A 21,130-nucleotide genomic window follows, 5' to 3' on the forward strand; every position below is an offset into this window, starting at 1 on the left:
GCGGTCTCAGGAGGCCTTGAGTTGAGCGGGGCGGCTCGCGGCGGCGCGTTCCAGCAGCTCGAGGAAGGCTGCGAACTGCCGGGCGGGCTGCATGAGCGGCCGCTCGGCGAAAACCGAGGCGGCTTGAGACAGGCGCTGATATTCGCTCTCGTCGCTCCAGAGCCTGCGGATGGCGCCCGTCCAGTCTTCGAGCGGCGCGTCATAGTCGAGCACGATGCCGCCTTCGCCGATTGCCTCCGGCAGTCCGCCGCGCCGCGAGCCGACGACCGGAATGCCGCTGCAATGGGCCTCGGACGCCACGCGTCCCCAGGCCTCTTCCCACTTGCTCGGCGCAAGCAGGATCTTCGTCCGGCCGTAGACGGTCTTCATGTCGCTGGTGCGGTTCTCCAGCCGCACATTCTTCAAGGGGGCAATGATCTTCTCGATTTCCGCCCGGTGGTCGTCGGCAAGCTTCCAGCTCTCGACGAAGAGAAAGGGAATGTCGGGGCATTGCGCGGCGATCTGGACGGCCAGCTCGAATCCCTTCTCCTTGTAGGGATTGATGAAGGTCACGTATTCGCGCGTCGTCGGCGTCGTGTAGGTTTCGGGATTGATCGTCGGCGGGATCACCACCGAATCAATGCCGAATTTCTCCTTGTAGGCCCGCGCGGTGAATTCCGAATTGGCAATGTAGTAGGCGGAGGTCAGGTCGCGCAAATCGCCGGCGAGCTCGTGGAACTCGACGTTTCTCAAATAGATGACGAGTGGGATATTGTGAGCCTGAAGCGCCTTCCCGATCGGGACGGATTTGTGGCACTGCACAACGGCAACGTCGGGCCGCAGCTTCTTGACGGCGAAAGCCGCCGCCTCCCAGGGGTGCCAGGCGCGGACGACCGGATAGCCGGGGAAGCTGTCCATCACGCCGCGCTCGCCGGACAACTTAAGCTTGACGCGCTGCTTGAAACCGAACATGCCGTCGCCGAACAGGGCTGCGAGGACGCCGGCCTCGTGGCCACGCTCGCGCAGTTGCTGGACAAGGTGGTGCGTGCTCGACTGAACGCCGCCGCTGAATTCGGGATAGTATCCGTTTCCGCCGGCAAACAGAACCTTCATACCGCTGTTCTCCTTCATAGAGACGATTCGTCGTGACCACCCAATGCGATCGGGCGAAAGGCATCAACGCCACAATGACGGCAATTGTTGGGTCGCACGGCGCCGCGCCGGCGCAACCTGCGATTTCGAAGCACACCCGAGCGAGGCCGCGGGGCCGCCGGGCATGGCGAAGGGCTTTGGGGCCTGTTCATCTGTCGCAAGAGAGTGAACCTCCACCGAGCTGGGTGACCGTGCGATCAAGCAGTCTTTGCTGCGCTGCAGCAAAAGACTGTCATGAGAGGAGCCGACAGTCAATCGAGCCTCGCTCTTTTGGTCTAGCTCGAAAGACGTAAGCCCTGATTTGGCCGGTAGGCTTGCTTGACGCGGCGACATTGCGAGCCTCAAATCAGCTCTTAAGACCAATAACGAGACGGGTGCATCATGGTCGACGACGAATCGATACCGGAGACGAAGCTGACATCCACCAAGCGGCGCTGGGCGGCCGATGGCAGGTTCCTGACCGGCCGCATCGCTCGGCCCGAGACCGACCGGCTTCCGCCCGGTCAGCATCTCGTCAAGGACTGGCCCGTCCTGGACCTTGGACAGCAGCCGCATATCGCGCTGGAAAACTGGCGGCTCGACGTGACCGGGGCGGTGGACCATCCGCTTTCGCTCGACTGGACGGCCTTCCAGTCGCTGCCGCAGAGCGAGAGCCTCTCCGACATTCACTGCGTGACGACCTGGTCGCGTTACGACAATCGCTGGCAGGGTGTCGCGACGCGCGATCTGCTCGATCGGGTGATGCCAAGGCCGGAGGCGGAGTACGTGATGCTGACGAGCTTCGACGGCTATTCGACCAACCTGCCGCTCGCCGATTTCGCCGCCGAAGACGCAATTCTTGCGACGATGTGGGAAGGCGCGCCAATTACCCGGCCGCACGGCGGGCCGATGCGTCTCATCGTGCCGCAACTCTATCTCTGGAAGAGCGCCAAGTGGCTGACGCGCATCGATTTTCGCAGCCGCGACGCGGCCGGCTTCTGGGAGCGGAACGGCTACCATATGCGCGGCGACCCCTGGCGCGAGGAGCGCTATTCCGGCGATTGATCCGCACCCGCGCCATCTTCGACTACAACTTTCGATCTTTGATGCTACAGTCCACGGTTGAAAGATACTTGATCTGGAGGGGAGCATGCGCAGCACCGCCATGAAAAGCCTGTCCTTCGCCCTGTTGTTCGCATGCGCGACGTCCTTGCCGCAGCCCGCTCGCGCCGCTTCGCCCGAGCCGGTAAAGGCCGAGCACGGCATGGTCGTCACCGCCCAGCATCTCGCTTCCGACATCGGCGTCGAGGTCCTGAAGAAGGGCGGCAATGCGGTCGATGCGGCGGTTGCCGTCGGCTATGCGCTGGCCGTCGTCTATCCGACCGCCGGCAATATCGGCGGCGGCGGCTTCATGACGATCCGCTTCAAGGACGGCAAGACGACATTCCTGGATTTCCGCGAGCGCGCGCCGCTCGCCGCCACCAAGACGATGTATCAGGACGACAAGGGTGAGCTCGTCAAAGGCCTGAGCACAAACGGTTATCTCGCGGTCGGCGTGCCCGGTCCGGTGGCGGGCTTCGAGTTCGCCCGCAGCCGTTACGGCACGCGGCCGCTGAAAGAACTGATCGGGCCGGCGATCAAGCTCGCCCGAGAAGGTTTCGCGCTCGAACAGGGCGATGTCGATTCCTTCGACGGCAGAACCGAGCGGCTGGCGAAGGACCCGGCCGCGGCCGCGATCTTCCTGAAGCCCGGCGGAAAGCCGTTCGCCGTCGGCGACAGGCTGGTCCAGGCCGACCTTGCCGCTTCGCTCGCAAGCATCGCCGAGAAGGGGCCGGATGCCTTCTACAAGGGCGCCATCGCCGATCAGATCGTCAAGGCGAGTGCGGAGAAGGGCGGCATCCTCTCCAAGAGGGATTTCGAGCAATATGCCGTACGCGAGTTGGAGCCGGTCAAGTGCAATTACCGCGGCTACGATATCGTCTCGTCGCCGCCGCCTTCCTCGGGAGGCGTGATCATCTGCGAGATCCTCAACATCCTCGAAGGCTATCCGCTCTCCTATCTCGGCTACGGCTCGGCCGAGACGGTGCATGCGATGGTCGAGGCGATGCGCCATGCCTATGTCGACCGCAACACCGCGCTCGGGGACCCGGACTTCGTCGAGAATCCGGTCGCCAAGCTCGTCGACAAGGCCTATGCGAAGGAGATCCGCGACAAGATCGATCCGTTCAAGGCCGGCCTCTCCGAGGCGCTGATGCCCGAGGGTTTCGGCGAGAGCAAGGAAACGACGCACTATTCGATCATCGACGACGAGGGCAATGCCGTCGCCGTCACCTATACGCTGAACGGCTCCTTCGGCGCGGGCGTGGTGGCGCCGGGGACGGGGATCCTGCTCAACAACGAGATGGACGACTTCACCGCCAAGCCGGGTGCGCCCAATCTCTACGGCCTCGTGCAGGGCGAGGCGAATGCGATCGCGCCCGGCAAGACGCCGCTTTCGTCGATGAGCCCGACGATCATCTCCAGGGACGGCAAGCCGTTCATGGTGATCGGCAGCCCCGGCGGCGCGCGCATCATCACCATCACGCTCGAGGCGATCCTCAACGTCATCGACCACGGCATGAACATCCAGGAGGCGGTCGACGCGCCGCGCCTCCACCATCAATGGCTGCCGGACAAGGTGTTCATGGAACCCTATGCGCTTTCGCCGGATACGCGGAAGCTGCTCTCGGCGATGGGCCACGATGTGCAGATTGACGAAAGCTGGACGATCTGGGGACAGGCGACCGGCATCCTCGTCGGCGGCGAGAGTCTGAGTGAAATCGAGGCCGGCGGCGGCGCCCGCTACAATGGCGGGGTCGACAGCCGCATCGGAGCCGGAGCGGCGAGGGGGTATTAACCCACCGGCCATTTCCGGCCTGCGCGGCAAATTGCCTAAGCAGCTCTTTCGGTCAGCCGAGCGTCTGTTCAGGGTGCGCTCGTATCTCACTCTCTAAGGCTATCGAACGCGGGGTACTGCCATGAATGGAGCGGACAGCCTTTGCGACACCCTCTTGGCCAATGATATCAAGGTGTGCTTCGCAAATCCCGGAACATCGGAAATGCATTTCGTCGCGGCGCTTGACCGCAAGCCCGAACTGAGATGCGTTCTTGGTCTATTCGAGGGCGTCGTCACCGGAGCGGCTGATGGCTATGCACGCATGACCGACCGCCCAGCAGTAACATTGCTCCACACCGGCCCAGGCCTGGCGAATGGTCTTGCCAACCTTCACAATGCCCGCCGCGCCAGGATTCCCATGATAAACATCGTCGGCGATCATGCGTCGTACCATCTTCCCCTCGATGCTCCGCTTACCACCGATATCGAGAGCCTGGCCGCTCCGATGTCCAATTGGGTGCGTCGCATCGCCGGGCCGGAGGACGTTGTGGGGTCGGTCGAGGCTGCATACCGAGCGTCCTTATCCCCTCCCGGAATAGCAACGTTGATTTTGCCGGCAAATGCCGCTTGGGGCAAAGTCGAGTCCGCCCCACCGAACAGGCTGGATCTTCCTGCGCCATCCGTTGTCGGGATGGATGTCGTGCGGGAAGTCGCCGAAGCAGTCCGCAATGCGCCCGGTCGGGTCGGAATTGTTGTTAGTGGAGCCGCCGCACGCGCAGACTGCCTGGCAATCGCCGGACAAATCGCCATTGCCAGGGATGTTCGCCTGTTCAGCGAGGTTCTGGTGACCCGGATGGAGCGGGGCATCGGCCGTGTCGCGCCGACTTGCATCCCCTATCCGATCGACGCTGCATTGGAGCTGTTGGACGACATCGACGTGCTGGTGCTGGTAGGTGCTCCGGAACCGGTGGCGTTTTTTGCCTATCCGGGCAAGCCTGGTCGGCTGGTTCGCGACGATTGCAACGTTCTGGTTCTGGCAAAGCACGGAGACGATTCGCACGGCGCGCTGGAGGCTCTGCGAGACGAACTGGGCGTCAGGCGATCGCAGCCGCTGCCGCGCGCGACAGCTCCTTCCGATGAGCCCACGCCGAACGGCAGGCTGACCGATGACGCCATCGCCGTAATGATGGCACACAAGCTTCCGGAGAATGCGATCGTGTGCGAGGAAGCAATCACCTCGGCGCGCCGGTTCTTTGCGCTGTCGGCCTTCGCCGCACCGCACGACTTCCTTATGACGACAGGTGGGGCGATCGGTGCTGGCATTCCGCTGGCGACGGGCGCTGCGATCGCTTGCCCCGACCGGAAAGTCTTCAATCTGCAAGCGGATGGCAGCGCCATGTACACGGTGCAGGGGCTGTGGACGCAGGCCCGCGAGAACCTCGACGTGGTGACGGTCATCTTCTCCAATCGCTCTTACGCTGTCCTCCATGCCGAGATGCGGAATGTCGGCGTTGAAGTGATTGGGGAAAACGCGCGGCGGATGCTGGACCTTGATCACCCGCCGCTGGATTGGGTGTCGATGGCTCAAGGCCTGGGGGTTGAGGCGGCACGTGCGCAATCCTGCGAGGAGTTTGCCGACCTGCTCGACAGTGCATTGGCGCGCCGCGGACCGTTTCTGATCGAAGCGGTCATTTGAGCGGTTTGGCAAAATCTCGAATCGTGTCCGCACCGTCCTCCACAGGGCGTACAGGTTGCAGTCCGCTGCCCCCTAATTTCCATGTAAGTTTTCGAAAATCCGCCATTGCATAGCCGGCGGTTTTCTCTTATCGAAAACATGAATTAAATACTCAACAATGCTTGCGCGGCCGCCTTGGGGGACATCCAGGCGGACGGTGGGCAGGCGCGTGCCTGGCATTCGGAAAGGGGTCACCATGACATCGATATCACTCGCACGGAGGTTCGCCGCGACCACAGCGCTCGCAGGTGCCTCGGCGCTGCTCGGCATCGCATTCGCCCAGGCCCAGACCGCCTCGCCGGGAACCGCGAACAGCGGCGCGACGGCGCTGCAGACCCTGGTCGTCCAGGGCGGCCAAGGCGCCGACGGCGTAGAAGGCATCGTCGAGACCGATGGCTATGTCGCGAAATCCGGCCGGACGGCCACCAAGACCGATACGCCGGTGGCCGAGACGCCCCAATCGATATCGACGGTCAGCCGCAAGCAGCTCGATGACCGCAAGCCGCAGAACCTCAGCGAAGCGGTAAGCTACACGCCCGGCGTGCGAGTCGGCCAGTACGGCGCCGAACCCCGTTTCGATGCCTTCAAGGTGCGCGGCGTCGATCTCACCTATACCGGCATCTTCCGCGACGGCCTGCGCCAGATCAGCAGCCCGAACGGCCTCTTCCGCCTGGAACCCTATGGCGTCGAGGCGATCAGCATCCTGCGTGGCCCGGCGGCATCGATCTATGGCGCGAGCAGCTCCGGCGGCATCGTCGACATCATCTCGAAGCGGCCGACAGAGGAACAGTTCCGCGAGGTCGAGATGCAATACGGCTCCTACGGGCGCGTGCAGGGCGCCTTCGATTTCTCTGGTCCCGTCGATGCAGAGAATACGGTGCTCTATCGGCTGACGGGTCTTGCCCGCGACGCGCGCAGCGAGATCAGCGCCATCAAGGACGACCGTCTCTTCATCGCGCCGGCCATGACCTGGCAGCCGGACGAGGGCACGAAGCTCACGCTGCTCGGCGAGTACATGGATTCGACGACGGGCGGTACCTGGGGCTACATCAATAACTACGGATCGGGCGGCACGTCGATCGGAGCCACACCCGTCTATGGCGGCGACGAGCGCTTCAACGACTTCGACCAGAAACAATGGCGCATCGGCTACGAACTGGAGCACGCCCTTTCGGACAATGTGACGCTCTATCACAAGCTGCGATACTCCGACCTGTCGACGCGGCAGGAATGGGTCTATGCGAACTATCCGGGCATCGTCATGGAGGACAATAGCGGCCTTGCGACGGACACCTATCTGAAGACCGACTTCGAGACCGGCGCGCTCGACCATCAGCTCATCACCGGCATCGACTACAGCTCCATGAAGTACACCTCGGCACAGGGGTCCGGTCCGGATCTCTTCACCGACGATTTCGCCTATGTGCCGGAGATCAGCTACCACGAGAACCAACGGCAGAACGCGGTCGGCATCTATGTTCAGGACCAGGTCGAATACGATGCCTGGCGGCTGACCGCAGGCCTGCGCCACGATTGGCTCGACAGCAAGTATACCCCTGGCGGCGTCCAATATTCGCGCGACGACAGCGAGACGACCGGGCGTATCGGGCTCGGTTACGTGACGCCGTGGAACGTCATGCCCTATGTCAGCTACGGCACGTCCTTCGTCGCCAATCCGGGCGTCATCCTGACGACCGGCGGCGTTTCCGAGCAGGCCAAGCCGACGATCGGCGAGCAGTACGAGGTTGGCGTGAAATACGCGCTGCCGGATCACAACGCTCTCATCACCGCATCCGTCTTCAACATCGACCAGGAGAACGCCTCGGTCTACGAGACCTCTTCCGGCGTGAACCTGCTGCGCCAGCTCGATCTGCGGTCCCGAGGCTTTGAACTGGAAGCGTCCGCTTCGCTGGACAACGGCCTGAGCGTGATCGCCGCCTATTCCTACAACGACGTCAAGATCACCAAGCTGACTGCCGAAACAGTGGGCAACCAGCTGAACTCCACGCCCTACCATACCTTCTCGCTCTGGGCGGACTATGAGTTCCAGAGCGGCACGTTCGAAGGGTTGGGGCTTGGCGCCGGCGTCCGCTATCTCGGCTCCAGCTTCGGCGACAACCAGAACACGCCGGTGCTCGACAATGAGTCGCGCACCTTCGTCGATGCTTCGCTGCGCTACGATCTCGGGAAGCTCAATCCGTCGATGGACGGCGTCCGCCTCCAGGTCAACGCCACGAACCTCCTGGACGAGGTCAAGCAGATCTGCACGACCGGCTTCTGCTACTTCGACGAAGGGCGCAAGGTCGTCGGCAGCCTGCGCTACCGCTTCTGATGCCGGCGCGCGACGCCAGCCCAGCGCGCGTTTCGCCGGCCGTGGTCTTTGTCACGGTCGGCGGCCTCTATGTCGCCCAGAGCGTCATCGGCGGGCTGACCATGCTCGGCCTGCCGGCTGTACTGCGCAACCAGGGCCTGCCGCTCGATCAGATCGGTCTCGTCTATCTCACCGTGCTGCCCTGGGCGCTGAAGTTCCTCTGGTCGCCCTATGTGGAGCGGTTCCGGTTGCCGCGCGTCGGCCGCAACCGGTCACGCGTCATCGCGGCCGTCGGCGGTTCGCTTTGCGCCGCGGGCCTCGTTGCCATCGGGATCACCGGTCTTTCGCCGCTGATGCCGGTGCTGGTAGCACTCATCCTTGTCGCCTTGGTGACCTCGACCGTCGACATAGCCTGTGACGGCTATGCGGTGGAGACGCTCTCCAAGGAACACCACGGCTGGGGCAACACCGCACAGGTGGGAGGCTCCTATCTCGGCTCGGCGGTCGGCGCGGGGCTCTTCCTCGTCCTCGTCGACCGCTATGGCTGGTCGCCCGCAGTCTTTTCCATGGCCGCAGTCGTATTCCTGCTCGGCCTTCCCTTCGCCTTCGGGCCTGCCACGCGTGGCGCTGTCGAGACGCGCCCCCATACGCCGTCGCTCGTCACCGCGCTGAAGCGCCCGGCGGTTCGAAAAGGCCTCGTCGTTGCGGCAATCTACGTTGCGGCGCAGAAATGGGGGCTCTCCATGCTCGGCCCCTTCCTCATCGACTACGGCCTCGATCTCGCGACGGTCGGCGTGCTGAACGGCTTCGGCAGCATGGTGGTAGGGCTTGCCGGGGCTCTGACAGGCGGCGCGGCGGTGCGTCTTTTCGGGGCGAATCTCGTGCTGACGCTCGCCATTCTGCTGCAGACCGCCATGCTTCTTGCCTTCGGCTTCTTCGATTTCGGCGGCAGCGCTCCGAGAGCGATGGTGATCGGCGTCGCCATCCTCTCCTCGTCGGGCGTCATGGCACTCGGCTTCGTCGCCCTCTATTCGCAATTCATGGGCTGGTCGGACCCGAGACAGGCGGGCGTCGACTTCACGCTTTTCCAATGCGCGGACAGCCTCGTCAGCATGGTCGGCGGGGTCGGTGCCGGCTGGATCGCCGAGAGGTTTGGCTACACCGCCTATTTCGGCATCGCCGCAGCGATCTGCTTTGCCGCGGCGCCGGCCATCTACTTGCTGATGCGAGGCCGTGCCGGCCTTGCCACCGGTGCGGTCTCGCACGGTTGAATCGTTGCTGCGATCGGGAGGCACCCCCTCTGCCCCGCCGGGCATCTCCCCCAAGGGGACACAAGGGGGATCGGCTGGACGTTACCACTTGCCGATCTCCACCCTTGCGGGGGAGATGCCCGGCAGGGCAGAGGGGGCAGCACAACCCATTCCCCCCGATTCTTGCCGTTCCGATCTGATCGAATTGCACTTTAGGCCTTGGCCGTCACCGCCTCGGCCGCCTCGCGGATCGTCTGCATCAGGATCGACAGCGGCAGCGAGGGTATCGCGTCGGTGCGCATGGTGAGGCCCACCGGTCCTTTCGTCTCGCTGGTGTCAATCGGCAGGGCGGTGAGCAGACCGTCCTCGATGTCGGTGGCGATGACCCCGTTCGAGATGATCCAGATGGCGTCGCTCGATCTGACGAAGGCGCGGCCGAAGGAATCGGAGACCGTCTCGATCTGGTTCGGCAGGCCGGCAATGCCGTTGGCGATCAGGTAGCGCTCGACGAAGGGACGGATGATCGAGGCTCTAGTCGGCATCAACACGGGATAGTCGCCGAGATGCGCGAACACCGACTGCTTGCCGGACAGCAGCGGATGGCCGGCGCGCACGGCGAAGACCACCTGCTCGGAATAGAGGTGCTCGAAGGAGAAGCCGGTCATGCGGTCGGGCGCGGCGAGCCTGCCGACGACGAGGTCGAGATCGCCGACGCGAAGCTGTTCGAGAAGCACCGCGTTCTCGCCCGTGACGATCTTCAGCCGGGCGCCGGTCTTCTCCTCGAGGAAAAGCGCGATCGCCCGCGGCATGATGCGCGTCGAGACCGTCGGCAGCGCGCCGACGCGAATCGGCGGCCCTTCGCCGGAGCGCTCCTGCGAGACGGAATCGAGGCCCTGCCGGAGCGCCGTCAGCGCCGCGCCGGCATGGCGCAGGAAGACCTCGCCGTAGCGGGTGATCTTGATGCCGCGCCCGTCGCGCTCGAATACCGAGACGCCCAAAACCTCCTCCAGCTCGCGGATCGTCTTGGTGACCGCCGGCTGCGTGACATTCAGGAGATCGGCGGCCTTCACCACGCTCTTCTGGCGCGCGACCTCGACAAATGTCTGCAGATGGCGAAACTTGATACGCGCGTCGATCATTGAAAGCATAACTCGGGAGTTAATGGATCGGCGCAAAATATCATTTTACCTAACCAGATGAAACGGCCAATTTGGGTGGTGAGGAGACGAACCGTGCAAGTCACCCGTTTGAACGACATCACCATCCACTATCGGTTGATCGGCGCCGTCGCCGAGAAACCGGTGCTTGTCTTCATCAATTCGCTGGGCACGGATTTCCGCATCTGGGGCGACGTGGCCGCCTGCCTGTCCGATCAGTATGCCATCCTCCTCTACGACAAGCGCGGCCACGGCCTGTCCGATATCGGCCAGGTGCCGTACGCGATCGAGGATCTCGCGACCGACCTCGCCGGTCTGCTCGACCTGCTCGCCGTCAAGAGCGCTATCATCTGCGGACTTTCGGTCGGCGGCCTGATTGCCCAATCGCTTTACCAGCGCCGCCCCGATCTGGTGCGGGCGCTCGTGCTTGCCGATACGGCGCACAAGATCGGCACGGCCGAAATGTGGGCCGCCCGCATCGCGGCGATCGAGGCCCACGGCATCGAGGCGGTCGCCGACGCGGTGCTGGAGCGCTGGTTCACGCCGGCCTTCCGCCGGCCCGAAAACGTCGCCTTCGCCTGTTACCGCAACATGCTGATCCGCCAGCCGGTGCCGGGCTACGTCGGCACCTGCGCGGCAATCCGCGACGCCGACTACACCGAAGCCGCCAGAAGGATCGCCGTGCCGGTGCTCTGCCTCGTCGGCGACCAGGACGGTTCGACGCCGCCCGATCTGGTGCGCTCGACGGCCGGCCTCATTCCCGGCGCGCGCTTCGAAGTGATCCGCGATGCCGGGCATATCCCCTGCGTCGAGCAGCCGGAGGCGCTGACCAGGGCGCTCCTGAGTTTCTTCAAGTCCCCGGAGACAAACCGATGAGTGATGCCCCATGATCGACAACGCCTCCGACCGCTATCGCCAGGGCATGGCGACGCGCCGCGCTGTCCTCGGCGACAGCCATGTCGACCGCGCCCAATCGGCGACGACGGAATTCGACCAGCCGTTCCAGGAACTGATCACCGAGGCGGCCTGGGGCCATGTCTGGTCGCGCCCGGCCTTGACGAAACGGGAGCGGTCGATCGTCACCATCGCGCTGCTCGCCGCCCTTGGTCAGGACGAGGAGGTGGCGATGCATGTTCGCGCCACGGCCAACACGGGGGCAACGCGCGAGGACATTTGCGAGGCGCTGCTGCATGTGGCGATCTATGCCGGCGTGCCGGCCGCCAATCACGCCATCAAGATCGCCAAGCAGGTGTTCGGCGAGATGGATGCCGCGAAGCGGGAGGGGGAGTGACGATGTCCGACACTGAAAATCGAAGGCCCGAAACGGGCGCCTTTTTCCAGCGGGACCGGGATTGGCACCCGCCGGCCTTCGCGCCCGGCTACAAGACTTCGGTGCTGCGTTCGCCGCGAAAGGCGCTGCTTTCGCTCGACAACACGATTTCCGAGATCACCGGTCCGGTCTTCGGCCATTCGATCCTGGGCGAACTTGACAACGACCTGATCCACAATTTCGCCAAGCCCGGCGAAAGCGCCATCGGCGAACGCATCATCGTGCATGGCCGGGTGCTCGACGAGCGGGGCCGTCCGGTCGCCGGCGCGCTTCTCGAATTCTGGCAGGCCAATGCCGGCGGGCGCTACCGTCACAAGAAGGAAAGCTACCTCGCGGCCCTCGATCCGAATTTCGGCGGCTGCGGCCGGACGATCACCGACGAGAACGGCTCCTATGTTTTCCGGACGATCCGGCCGGGAGCCTACCCCTGGCCGAACGGCGTCAACGACTGGCGGCCGGCCCATATCCATTTCTCGGTCTTCGGCCACGGATTCGCCCAGCGGCTGATCACCCAGATGTATTTCGAAGGGGATCCGATGATCTGGAAATGTCCGATCGTCGGCACGATCGCCGACGCCCGCGCGATCGAGCAACTGATCGCGCCGCTCGACTGGGCCAACACCATCCCGATGGATGCGCGGGCCTACAAGTTCGACATCGTGCTGCGCGGCCGCCGCTCGACGTTCTTCGAGAACCGGCCGGAAGGCAATTGAGGAGGGAAACGATGGTTCAGAATCTGGGCTACCTCAAGGAAACGCCTTCGCAGACAGCCGGACCTTACGTCCATATCGGCCTGACGCCGAACTTCGGCGGCATTTCCGGCGTCTACGAACGCGACCTCGGATCGTCGATGGTCAATGAAAAGACGCTTGGAGAGCGCATCACCGTGACCGGTCGGGTGATCGACGGCGCGGGCGCGCCGCTCAGGGACGCGCTGATCGAAATCTGGCAGGCGGATGCCGCGGGTCTCTACAATTCGCCTTCGGAAATGCGCGGTGCGGCCGACCCGAATTTCACCGGCTGGGGCCGCTGCCCGACGAGCGCCGAAGACGGCACCTTCGTGTTCGAGACCGTCAAGCCCGGCCGCATTCCCTTCAAGGACGGCCGCCTGATGGCGCCGCACATCACCTTCTGGATCGTCGCGCGCGGCATCAACATCGGGCTCCAGACGCGCCTCTACTTCCCCGACGAGGCGGCCGCGAACGCCGAGGATCCGCTGCTTCAGCGGATCGAGCATCGCCACCGGGCCGAGACGCTTGTCGCCGGCGGTCGGGCGCCTAATTATCATTTCGACATTCATCTCCAGGGGGAGAAGGAAACCGTCTTCCTGGACATCTGACCATCGGCGACCCATCCGCGTTGCCACATGCTTGTCGACGTCTCCCTGTTTCGGGGAGGCCAGATCCTGGAGACGTGGAATGACCTATTCGGCCTTTGATCACCCCTATCTTTCCGGCCTGCTTGGCGACGAAGCGGTAGCGGCGGAGTTTTCCGCGGCCGCGGAAATCCGCGCCATGCTGGCTTTCGAGGCGGCGCTGGCGCGGGCCGAAGCGCAGTACGGCGTGATTCCGCATGCGGCCGCCGACCGGATCACCGAAGCTTGCCGCGCCTTTTATCCGGATGTCGCGGCCTTGCGGCGCGGCGTGGCCATGGACGGTGTCGCCGTCCCGGAACTCGTCCGGCAATTGCGGCGCGCCGTCGGCGAAGAGGCGGCGGAGCACGTGCATTACGGCGCCACCAGCCAGGATGTCATCGACACCAGCCTGATGCTGCGCCTGAAGGCGATCGGCGAGCTCTTTTCCGCCCGCCTCGGTGAAATCGTCGCCGCGCTGGAGGAAGGCGTCCGGCAATGGGGCGAGCGTCCGCTGATGGGCCGCACGCGCATGCAGGCAGCCATCCCGATCACCGTTGCGGATCGAATGCGCAGCTGGGCCGAGCCGCTGCTCGACCACCAGGACCGGCTCGACGCCATGGATATCGACCTGTTCGCCGTGCAATTCGGCGGTGCGGCCGGCACGCTCGACAAGCTCGAGGACAAGGCGGACGCGGTTCGTGCGACGCTGGCGGAGGAGCTGGCGCTGATCGACTGTCCGCAATGGCACAGCCAGCGCTCGGCGATCGCCGATTTCGCCCACCTGCTTTCGCTGATCACCGGCAGCCTCGGCAAGTTCGGCCAGGACATCGCCCTGATGGCACAGGCGGGCGACGAAATCGTGCTGGCCGGCGGCGGTTCGTCCTCCGCCATGGCCCATAAGCAGAACCCGGTCGCCGCCGAAGTGCTGGTGACGCTGGCGCGCTTCAACGCCACGCAGATTTCCGGCATCCATCAGGCTCTTGTGCACGAGCAGGAGCGGTCCGGTTCCGCCTGGACGCTCGAATGGCTGCTGCTGCCGCAGATCGTCGGCGCGACCGCGGCGGCGCTGCGGCTTGCCACGGAACTTGCCGGCAATATCCGGCGTCTGGGCGCCGCTTGAGGACCGTCGAAACGACGCCGGACCGCTTCCTGGGAAGCGGTCCGGCAATTGCTCAGGCGGAGTCAGGCAATCAAGCCGATCGGGCAATATTCCCGTCGAGCCGGCGAATGTCCCTCTGCAATTGTGCATAGGAAGAGTTCGGTATCCGGCCGTTATGCATCGCCGCTACCCGGGTTGCGTCGGCGCGAATGTCTCGTTCCTCGCGACGCAGCCTGTTGAAGGCGACGGAGCTGAGCTTGCCCGAGAAACGCTCCGCATCCATGCGATGATTGGCGGCGCGCAGCTCGTGGAGGATGGTGGCGAGCCGCGGCTGCTGAACCACGACGGCCGACGTCATCGGCCGGGCGACCGGGGCGGGAGGGGCCACGTCGTCGTTGCCGAATATTCCCTGATAATAGTCGCCGTTCTCGGGACCGGTCGAGGTCACGCTTTCGTGGCGTCCGGCCGCGAAGGCGCCTCCTGCGGCGAGCGACAGAGCGAGGGCGGCGATTGCGGATGTCTTGATGAGCGAGCGCATTTTTGCGTCTCCTTGAACTCGAGGAAGCGGCAAGCTTCCGATCGGGGCTGTCTCATACCGTCGCGTCGCGATCCATTCGGTCGCCGGCAGTATTCAGCCTCGAGTAAAGGAATAGGCCCGGAGACGGCGGAAGTCACATTAACAATAAATAAAGTTTTGCCGGCGGGTTTTGACAAAGTTTTGTCAAAATTTCACCGCCGCGGTGCAATCGTTCCGAAGAAATATTAGAATATGCATGTATATTTGCGGGCTCTTCCGCTGGCCTGACTGGCGGGTTGACAAAGTGGCTGGTTGACCGGAACTGTGCCTCAACCTTGTGCAGAAGCAGAGACGCGAGCAAAGCATGCAAGTATCGGAACCCCAAGAGGCGTTTCCCGAGATAGGAACAGTCGCGAATCCGGCGGCCCTCTATGACGGAAACGACGTCCTGCTGTGCTATCAAGCCTCTCCCCGTGCGGGAGGTGGCAATGTGGTGCTCAAATTCGGGGATGTTATCGGTTTTCGAGTATCGCCTATAAACGTCGAAGGTCTGCAGGAGTGCCGGTACCCGGTCCAGCCATGGCAGTTCAACGAGGTTGCAGGCGGCAAGGAGACAGCCGAATGGAAAGCGCTCAATCCGAGACTTTGGCTAATATCCTTCAGTGACGTTACGATCGAAGTTCTTTTCGGAACCGTTTCTCTCATCGTCCACGACGCTAAAGGCGGGCCGCTGCTTCGGACGCTGACCGGCGCCTTACGATGATCGGCGGGAACCGAAGCTCGGGCTCTTCTAAGCGGGCATTCCGCCGCGGTTCACCGCCGTCAGCCGCTCGCGCTCCCGTTCATAATAGTGCTTGAGCGAGGGCAGAGCCGATTTGAGTTCGTCGAGCAGCGCCGCGTCGACGCCGGCTGGATCGCGGTACTTTGCTTCGAGATAGGCGAGGTGCCGGGCAAGCGCGGCTTCGGAGGCGCCTTCGGCCAGCGTGAAGACCGGCGAGACCGTGTTCCGCCCCTTGACGGTGATGCGGTCGATCTCGACGACCGGGAACCTGGCGGCGGCGAGCCCGGCCGTCCGCTCCCCAAGGAGCAGCGGGATACCATAGTCCTTCGAGGCGCCCTCGAGGCGCGAGGCGAGGTTGACCGCGTCCCCCAGCGCCGAATAGTCGAAGCGGCGGGAGGAGCCCATGTTGCCGACGACGCATTCGCCCGTATTGATGCCGATTCCGATTCGCAGCGTCTTCGGCGGCTGTGCGGCGGCGTTGGCTTCGGCCTCGAGTTCTGCGTTCAAGCGCTCGAGGGCGGCGAGCATGTCCTTCGCCGCCTGAACGGCATGGACGGCATGGTCGGGATCGTCGAGCGGAGCGTTCCAGAAGGCCATCAGACAGTCGCCGATATATTTGTCGATTGTGCCACCTAGGTTGAGCACGGCCTCCGACAGCGGCGTCAGCAGCCGGTTGATCAGCGTCGTCAGCCCCTCCGGGTCGTCCTTCATGTCTTCCGAAATTGTCGTAAAGCCGCGCACGTCGCAGAAGAGGATCGTGAGCGTCCGTCTTTCACCGCCGAGCTTCAATTGCGTCGGATCCTGCGCCAGCCGTTCGACAAGTGCCGGCGACAGATATTGCGAGAAGGCGCGCGTGATCTCGCGGCGGCGACGACGCTCTTCGGCATAGTCGATGCCCGCCTGGCCGACCGCAACGCCGAGGAAGGCGAGGGAAGGGCCGAGCGGCGAGACGAACAGATGACCGAAGCGGAGCAGGCCGCAGCTTGCGAGGAAGATGAGCCCAAGCGCGAGGGCGCCATAGCCGAGCGTCCGCCAACTCGTCGATTTGGACACAGTGACTGCCGCCGCAAGGGCGGCAAGCACAATCGCCGGGATAGCGATCGCTTCACCGGCCCTCTGGATGAAAAGACGATGCACGAGATTGTCGTAGATCGTCGCCTGGACCTCAGCGCCTGCAACGAGTGCGCGCGAAAAAACCGTGTCGGAGGTGGCGAAGGTGTCAGTGCCGCCTTCATTGATGGACGGGGCGTTCTGCAGGCTCAAGCCGACAATGACGACGCGATCGCGGAAGGTGCCCTCCGGCAGGAAATTCTCCGGGTCGAGCGCCTGGTAGTAGGATACGGTCGGATAGGTGCGCGCCGGGCCGAAGGTCTGGATCAAGCTCCGCCGCTGCGGCGGCTCCGGGTTCCTTCCGGCAACCGTCGCAAGCGTCACCGCGAAGCCGTCCGCATAGGGGGGAAGCTGCCGCAAGGTGCCGTCGCCGCTGAGATTGACCGAGGCGATGCCGACTTTCGCGCCTCTCTCCGTGAAGAAGGGGAGGGGCTCGGTGCGGACGAACTGTTCGGCCTGCGGCGTCTGGATCAGCGTCTGGTCGCCGGCCAGCACCACGTCCGGACCGAGCGCCTCAGCCAGCGCTTTATCGTTTTCCGGATCGGCGGCCGGCTCGGCGAAGATCACGTCCATCGCGATCGCCCGCGCGCCGGCCTTTCGCAACGCTTCGATCAGCCGGCCATGCAGGGTGCGCGGCCAGGGCCACTGGCTGCCGATCTCGGCCATGGACGGTTCGTCGATCGCGACGATGACGGGGCCGTCCTCGGGTAGCGTAGGCCGGCCGATGATCGAGAGATAGTCGTAGGCGCGGAGATCCGCGAGCGACCAGCTGCCGGTCAGCGAGACAAGCGAGACGAGCATGGCAACGAAGGCGGTGAGGGCGGCAAGCTTCGCCCGCCGCGGCGAATGACGGATTCGATCGATCGTTGTGGAAACGCGTTGACGGGCGTGCATCAGAACCGCACTTTGACGGTGCCCTTGACGGTGGGGCCCCAGCCGGGAATGCCGTCACGCACCTCGAATTCCTCATCGAGCAGGTTGAAGCCGGCAAGTTCAACTTCGAAGCGCTTGTCGAAGGGCTCCCATTGCAGGGCGGCGTCGAGCGTCCAGAAGTCGTCGAGCGTGGCCGTGCTGTCCGTCCGTTCGCCAACGTAGTTTGCCGCCACCGTCGTCTTGATGTTTGCAGTGTTGACCCAGGTCAAAGCCACCTGGCCCGAATTTTTCGGGAGGAAGGGAAGATCGCCGCTGCTGCCGGCCGACAGGTTCTCGCTTTCGATGCGGGCCACTGTTGCGGAGAGACCGAGGCCATGGCCGATCGCTACGTTGGCGGTCAATGCGACGCGGTCGACTCTTCCTTTGTCGAAATCAAATCCCGTCGTCAAGAACGGGAAGTCAATCGAGCCGTTATGGATTTCCTGATGCTGAAAGTCGGCAGCCGTGAAGAACCAGTCGTTCCATTCGGCATCCCAACGAAGAGCGAGCGTGTCGGCATAGCCCTCTGTCCCGATCAGATACTGATTGGGTTGCAGCCCGACGATGCCGACGGGCGCTAGCGTGGCCGCGTCAAAGTTGTAGCCTTCGCGCTGCACCGCTGCACGCAGCCAATGGCCCTCGGCGGGGGCCCAGGCGACACCCAGTTTCGGCTCGAGCCGGATATTGTTGTCGTTGGCGTCCTCGATGTAGCGGGCAAACAGTGCGCCTTCGACCTTCAGGTCCGGGGTGATCTCATAGAGACCGTCGACATAGGCCTTTACGACCGCCTGCGTAGAGGATTGAAAGTCAATTGTAGTCGGGGATGGCAGAGGCGGCGGCAGGATGAAAGTGGATTCCGTGCTGCTATCCGACCGGGTCATCCCGCCTTCAACACCATAATGCCAAGTCAGGTCTCCTTCGCCATAAATGTGGCTCAAGGCGGCGATGTACGCTCGCTGCTTTGTCTCAACATCGACGCTGGGGCCTACCCCGCTGACGGTCCGCGTGTCAGTATCATCCGTGCGAAATTCATTGAAAAACAGAGCGGCGTTTCCGACATTGCGGTAACCGAATGTGTGACTCCACGCGACGCCCGAAAGTATTGCGGAAGAGTTGTCCCCTATTTCGATATCCGGCGGGCTGGGCAGAAGTTCCTGGAAATCGTCGATGTTCGAATAATTTGCGAAGGCGACAAAACGGTCGTCAGGAGTCGGATTGGCCGTGATGAAGCCATTGCCTCCGATAATCCGCAGCTCCCGTTCCAGGCGCGCGCCTCCGGATTCGATCGTGTCCCTCGGCTCCTCCCATTGGAACGTGCTGAATACGCTGATCGGGAACGGGGACACCGTAAATCCGCGAACTCCCGCTTCTCCTACCCACCCGGTATGATCGTCATTGGCGATGATCCCACCGCCAAGCTCGGTTTCGAAGAAGGGCGATTGCAGCAGGTTGACCGTCCGTTCCCGGCTCGCGAGCATGTGTGGCTCTATCAGGAGCCCCTGGATGAGAGCGGAGTAGCCGGTTGGATTGGCCGTGTTGATGACTGCGTTCGCGTCGAAATCGTAATCGTTGAAGAAGGGATTGACGCTGCCGCGCACCGCCTGGTCCACGTAGCTCGCGCCGGAAAAGGGGTCGAACACGGCATCGCCGTAATATTGGCCCCAGGCGTCTAGCCCCTGCAGGCGGAACGCGTCGTTGAGCGTCGAGCCTTGCTCCTGGTTCGCACCAAGCGCCGCCGTATCGCCGCCGCGCGCGCGTGTGCGGCGCATTGCTTCCTGGGCGTTGCGGATGGCGGCGTCCGCGTCATAGGCATCGATCGCAACGGCGGTTCGCGCCATTGGCACGACAGGATCGTTGGGGTCGAGCCTGTCGGCATTGTCGAGCGCCTGGGCAGCGGGTACCCGGTCGTCCTTTTCATAATGGGCTGCCGCAAGCAGCAGCTGGGCATTGGAATAGGTGGGGTTGGCCGTCGAGGCGGCGAGCAAGTCTTGAACTGCCTTGTCGACTTCACCATTCTGCAAGTAATAGCGGCCGCGCGCCAAAAGTGCGAGGTCGAACGAGGGATCCACGGAAAGTACGGTATCGATCTCTCGTTTCGCCTCGGCAATCCGCATTTCATCCAGATACTGGAGAGCTAGATTTGCATGGGCGACGGGATCAAGGGGATCGAGTACAATCGCTTCCTTGAAGGCGGCCTCCGCAGCGCGATTGTCGCCGCGCACACTCTGGACGATACCCAAGGAATTCAGAATCGACGATGATCCGGGCGCCGTCTTCAGCCCGGCCTGGAGATCGGCAAGGGCGCCCTCGAGATCATTCTCGATGTGATAACGATAGCGGGCGCGGGCCTCGAGCGCAGTCGGATCTTCGGGATCGATCGAAAGTGCCCGGTCGACGCCATCGCGAAACTCTTCCCGATCGTCAATCAAGAGTGCGGCTTGCGCCCGCAAAGCAGGAAGGCTCGGATCGTCGGGGTATCGCCGCTCGGCCTTTTTGATGACCTCGATCGCTGCGGGAATATCCTCCCGGAAACCTGCGGTCCAGGCCTGCGCCATGCCGGCGTACCGGCCGGTGGCATTGCGTGGCGGCTCCTCCACGCGGGTAGGATCGGCGAGGCCGCGCGCAAAATAACCGCCATAGGCAGCGATCGTACGGCGGTTGGCGTCGAGGCCGCGCTCGGCTTTCTCGAACAGCCGGGCGGCCTCCCGATACTGTTTCGAGGAGCCGGCGATCAATGCCCTGATGAGGTCGGCGCGAGCCGTCTGCACGCTTGTCAAGCCAAGCTCGGTCGCCTGCGAAAGAGCTGCTTGAGCCTTGTGGCGGCCATTGAGGGACGAATAGATTTCGGCAAGCGTCAGCCAGTCCTCGGCCGAGCGTGACATTTCCGGCTTGGCCTCGATCCGCGCGCGTTGACGACGCATCTCAGGAACGCTGAGTGGCGTCGGCGGCATCCAGACGAAGGCGTCTCGGAGCGAGAGATGGATGAGCATCTGCTCGCGGTCCGTCGGCGCGACGATGAAAATTTTCGTCGGCGCGCTGCCGATCGCGGCTACCGCACCCTCGCCCTGTTTCACAGTGACGCTGCCATAGGCGTTCTTGAGTTCGACGACGCCTTCGAGGACGGTGAGCGAGGTCTTGCCGTCGCCCCCGACCCTCATCGTCCAGTCGGTGCCGCGGATGGCAGCGGCCGCGGCGGGCGTGTCGATCACCAGGCCTTCGCCGCCGCGCTCGGCGCGGGCCCAGATCGACCCCGATTCGAGTTCGAGGTTGGTGTCGCCTCCGCCGATCTGCTTGACGCGGAGCGCCGTGTTACGCCCGAGCCGAATCTGCGTGTGGTCCCGGAAGAGCACGGCAAGTGAGCCGGTGGCGTTGGTCCGCAGCACGTCGCCTGGGATCAGGTCCTGGGCGAGGTCAACGAAGCGCCAGTTGGAGACGTCGACGAAGCGCACCTCCTCGCCGGACTTGCGGGCGATGACGGACCCTGCTGCCGGCTGATGCCGCGGCACCGGCTCGGCGAGCGCGGGCCATGGCGCAAAGAGCGCCATTGCGGTCAGCAATGCCCCCGTTCTTCTTCGCCGCATTCCTGCAA

At 63.7% G+C, this 21,130-nt stretch carries 16 protein-coding genes; 11 read left to right on the top strand and 5 right to left on the bottom strand.

Features of this window, described 5'->3' with window-relative positions; all coding sequences use genetic code 11:
- Window positions 1–6: 6 nt before the first annotated feature.
- On the bottom strand, window positions 7–1,092 hold the full coding sequence (locus AU381_RS23145) for a glycosyltransferase (RefSeq protein ID WP_064244043.1): 1,086 nt from the start codon (window positions 1,090–1,092) through the stop codon (window positions 7–9).
- A gap of 420 nt (window positions 1,093–1,512) precedes the next feature.
- Between AU381_RS23145 and AU381_RS23150 the strand changes: the two genes are divergently transcribed.
- From AU381_RS23150 to AU381_RS23170, 5 genes are all read left to right on the top strand, one after another.
- A complete protein-coding gene (locus AU381_RS23150) occupies window positions 1,513–2,175 on the top strand; it encodes a sulfite oxidase-like oxidoreductase (protein WP_064244044.1) in 663 nt (220 codons plus the stop codon).
- Window positions 2,176–2,260: 85 nt separating this feature from the next.
- Entirely contained in the window at window positions 2,261–4,006 is a 1,746-nt protein-coding gene (ggt, locus tag AU381_RS23155; protein ID WP_064244045.1) for a gamma-glutamyltransferase, read from the top strand.
- Window positions 4,007–4,127: 121 nt separating this feature from the next.
- Window positions 4,128–5,681, top strand: coding sequence for an acetolactate synthase large subunit (locus tag AU381_RS23160; RefSeq protein ID WP_064244046.1), 1,554 nt, complete (start codon window positions 4,128–4,130; stop codon window positions 5,679–5,681).
- A 235-nt stretch (window positions 5,682–5,916) separates the two neighbouring features.
- Window positions 5,917–8,052, top strand: coding sequence for a TonB-dependent siderophore receptor (locus tag AU381_RS23165; RefSeq protein WP_064244047.1), 2,136 nt, complete (start codon window positions 5,917–5,919; stop codon window positions 8,050–8,052).
- A complete protein-coding gene (locus tag AU381_RS23170; RefSeq protein WP_064244048.1) occupies window positions 8,052–9,302 on the top strand; it encodes an MFS transporter in 1,251 nt (416 codons plus the stop codon). Before AU381_RS23165 ends, AU381_RS23170 begins: the two co-directional genes overlap by 1 nt.
- Before the next feature lie 191 nt (window positions 9,303–9,493).
- Here the strand turns inward: AU381_RS23170 and pcaQ are convergent, their stop codons facing one another.
- On the bottom strand, window positions 9,494–10,420 hold the full coding sequence (gene pcaQ / locus AU381_RS23175) for a pca operon transcription factor PcaQ (protein ID WP_064244214.1): 927 nt from the start codon (window positions 10,418–10,420) through the stop codon (window positions 9,494–9,496).
- Window positions 10,421–10,513: 93 nt separating this feature from the next.
- Here pcaQ and pcaD point away from each other — a divergent pair, with 93 nt between their 5' ends.
- The 5 genes from pcaD to AU381_RS23200 all read left to right on the top strand — a co-directional run bounded on the left by pcaD (window position 10,514) and on the right by AU381_RS23200 (window position 14,242).
- Window positions 10,514–11,314 (top strand): 3-oxoadipate enol-lactonase, encoded by an 801-nt coding sequence (gene pcaD / locus AU381_RS23180; RefSeq protein WP_064244049.1) that lies wholly within the window; start codon window positions 10,514–10,516, stop codon window positions 11,312–11,314.
- A 10-nt stretch (window positions 11,315–11,324) separates the two neighbouring features.
- Window positions 11,325–11,729 (top strand): 4-carboxymuconolactone decarboxylase, encoded by a 405-nt coding sequence (pcaC, locus tag AU381_RS23185; RefSeq protein WP_064244050.1) that lies wholly within the window; start codon window positions 11,325–11,327, stop codon window positions 11,727–11,729.
- Window positions 11,730–11,731: 2 nt separating this feature from the next.
- Complete coding sequence (pcaH, locus tag AU381_RS23190) at window positions 11,732–12,481, top strand: protocatechuate 3,4-dioxygenase subunit beta (RefSeq protein WP_064244051.1); 750 nt, start codon at window positions 11,732–11,734, stop codon at window positions 12,479–12,481.
- An 11-nt stretch (window positions 12,482–12,492) separates the two neighbouring features.
- A complete protein-coding gene (pcaG, locus tag AU381_RS23195; protein ID WP_064244052.1) occupies window positions 12,493–13,107 on the top strand; it encodes a protocatechuate 3,4-dioxygenase subunit alpha in 615 nt (204 codons plus the stop codon).
- 79 nt (window positions 13,108–13,186) lie between these two features.
- A complete protein-coding gene (locus tag AU381_RS23200) occupies window positions 13,187–14,242 on the top strand; it encodes a 3-carboxy-cis,cis-muconate cycloisomerase (RefSeq protein WP_064244053.1) in 1,056 nt (351 codons plus the stop codon).
- Window positions 14,243–14,312: 70 nt separating this feature from the next.
- On the opposite strand, the gene AU381_RS23205 is transcribed toward AU381_RS23200, so the two are convergent.
- Window positions 14,313–14,759 (bottom strand): hypothetical protein, encoded by a 447-nt coding sequence (locus AU381_RS23205; protein WP_064244054.1) that lies wholly within the window; start codon window positions 14,757–14,759, stop codon window positions 14,313–14,315.
- Between the two features lie 343 nt (window positions 14,760–15,102).
- Between AU381_RS23205 and AU381_RS23210 the strand changes: the two genes are divergently transcribed.
- Window positions 15,103–15,501 (top strand): hypothetical protein, encoded by a 399-nt coding sequence (locus AU381_RS23210; protein WP_064244215.1) that lies wholly within the window; start codon window positions 15,103–15,105, stop codon window positions 15,499–15,501.
- A gap of 27 nt (window positions 15,502–15,528) precedes the next feature.
- On the opposite strand, the gene AU381_RS23215 is transcribed toward AU381_RS23210, so the two are convergent.
- Window positions 15,529–17,523, bottom strand: a complete 1,995-nt coding sequence (locus tag AU381_RS23215; RefSeq protein ID WP_064244055.1) for a CHASE2 domain-containing protein — start codon at window positions 17,521–17,523, stop codon at window positions 15,529–15,531.
- Entirely contained in the window at window positions 17,523–21,122 is a 3,600-nt protein-coding gene (locus AU381_RS23220; RefSeq protein ID WP_064244056.1) for a FecR domain-containing protein, read from the bottom strand. Before AU381_RS23220 ends, AU381_RS23215 begins: the two co-directional genes overlap by 1 nt.
- Window positions 21,123–21,130: the final 8 nt, after the last annotated feature.

The organism is Sinorhizobium glycinis (assembly GCF_001651865.1).
GTDB classification, from domain to species: domain Bacteria; phylum Pseudomonadota; class Alphaproteobacteria; order Rhizobiales; family Rhizobiaceae; genus Sinorhizobium; species Sinorhizobium glycinis.

Coding starts and splice junctions, on each gene's coding strand:
- AU381_RS23220 (WP_064244056.1), bottom strand. CDS start 21,122: ATGCGGCGAAGAAGAACGGGGGCATTGCTGACCGCAATGGCGCTCTTT.
- pcaQ (WP_064244214.1), bottom strand. CDS start 10,420: ATGATCGACGCGCGTATCAAGTTTCGCCATCTGCAGACATTTGTCGAG.
- pcaC (WP_064244050.1), top strand. CDS start 11,325: ATGATCGACAACGCCTCCGACCGCTATCGCCAGGGCATGGCGACGCGC.
- AU381_RS23210 (WP_064244215.1), top strand. CDS start 15,103: ATGCAAGTATCGGAACCCCAAGAGGCGTTTCCCGAGATAGGAACAGTC.
- pcaH (WP_064244051.1), top strand. CDS start 11,732: ATGTCCGACACTGAAAATCGAAGGCCCGAAACGGGCGCCTTTTTCCAG.
- AU381_RS23215 (WP_064244055.1), bottom strand. CDS start 17,523: ATGCACGCCCGTCAACGCGTTTCCACAACGATCGATCGAATCCGTCAT.
- AU381_RS23145 (WP_064244043.1), bottom strand. CDS start 1,092: ATGAAGGTTCTGTTTGCCGGCGGAAACGGATACTATCCCGAATTCAGC.
- AU381_RS23150 (WP_064244044.1), top strand. CDS start 1,513: ATGGTCGACGACGAATCGATACCGGAGACGAAGCTGACATCCACCAAG.
- AU381_RS23205 (WP_064244054.1), bottom strand. CDS start 14,759: ATGCGCTCGCTCATCAAGACATCCGCAATCGCCGCCCTCGCTCTGTCG.
- AU381_RS23200 (WP_064244053.1), top strand. CDS start 13,187: ATGACCTATTCGGCCTTTGATCACCCCTATCTTTCCGGCCTGCTTGGC.
- ggt (WP_064244045.1), top strand. CDS start 2,261: ATGCGCAGCACCGCCATGAAAAGCCTGTCCTTCGCCCTGTTGTTCGCA.
- pcaG (WP_064244052.1), top strand. CDS start 12,493: ATGGTTCAGAATCTGGGCTACCTCAAGGAAACGCCTTCGCAGACAGCC.
- AU381_RS23165 (WP_064244047.1), top strand. CDS start 5,917: ATGACATCGATATCACTCGCACGGAGGTTCGCCGCGACCACAGCGCTC.
- AU381_RS23160 (WP_064244046.1), top strand. CDS start 4,128: ATGAATGGAGCGGACAGCCTTTGCGACACCCTCTTGGCCAATGATATC.
- AU381_RS23170 (WP_064244048.1), top strand. CDS start 8,052: ATGCCGGCGCGCGACGCCAGCCCAGCGCGCGTTTCGCCGGCCGTGGTC.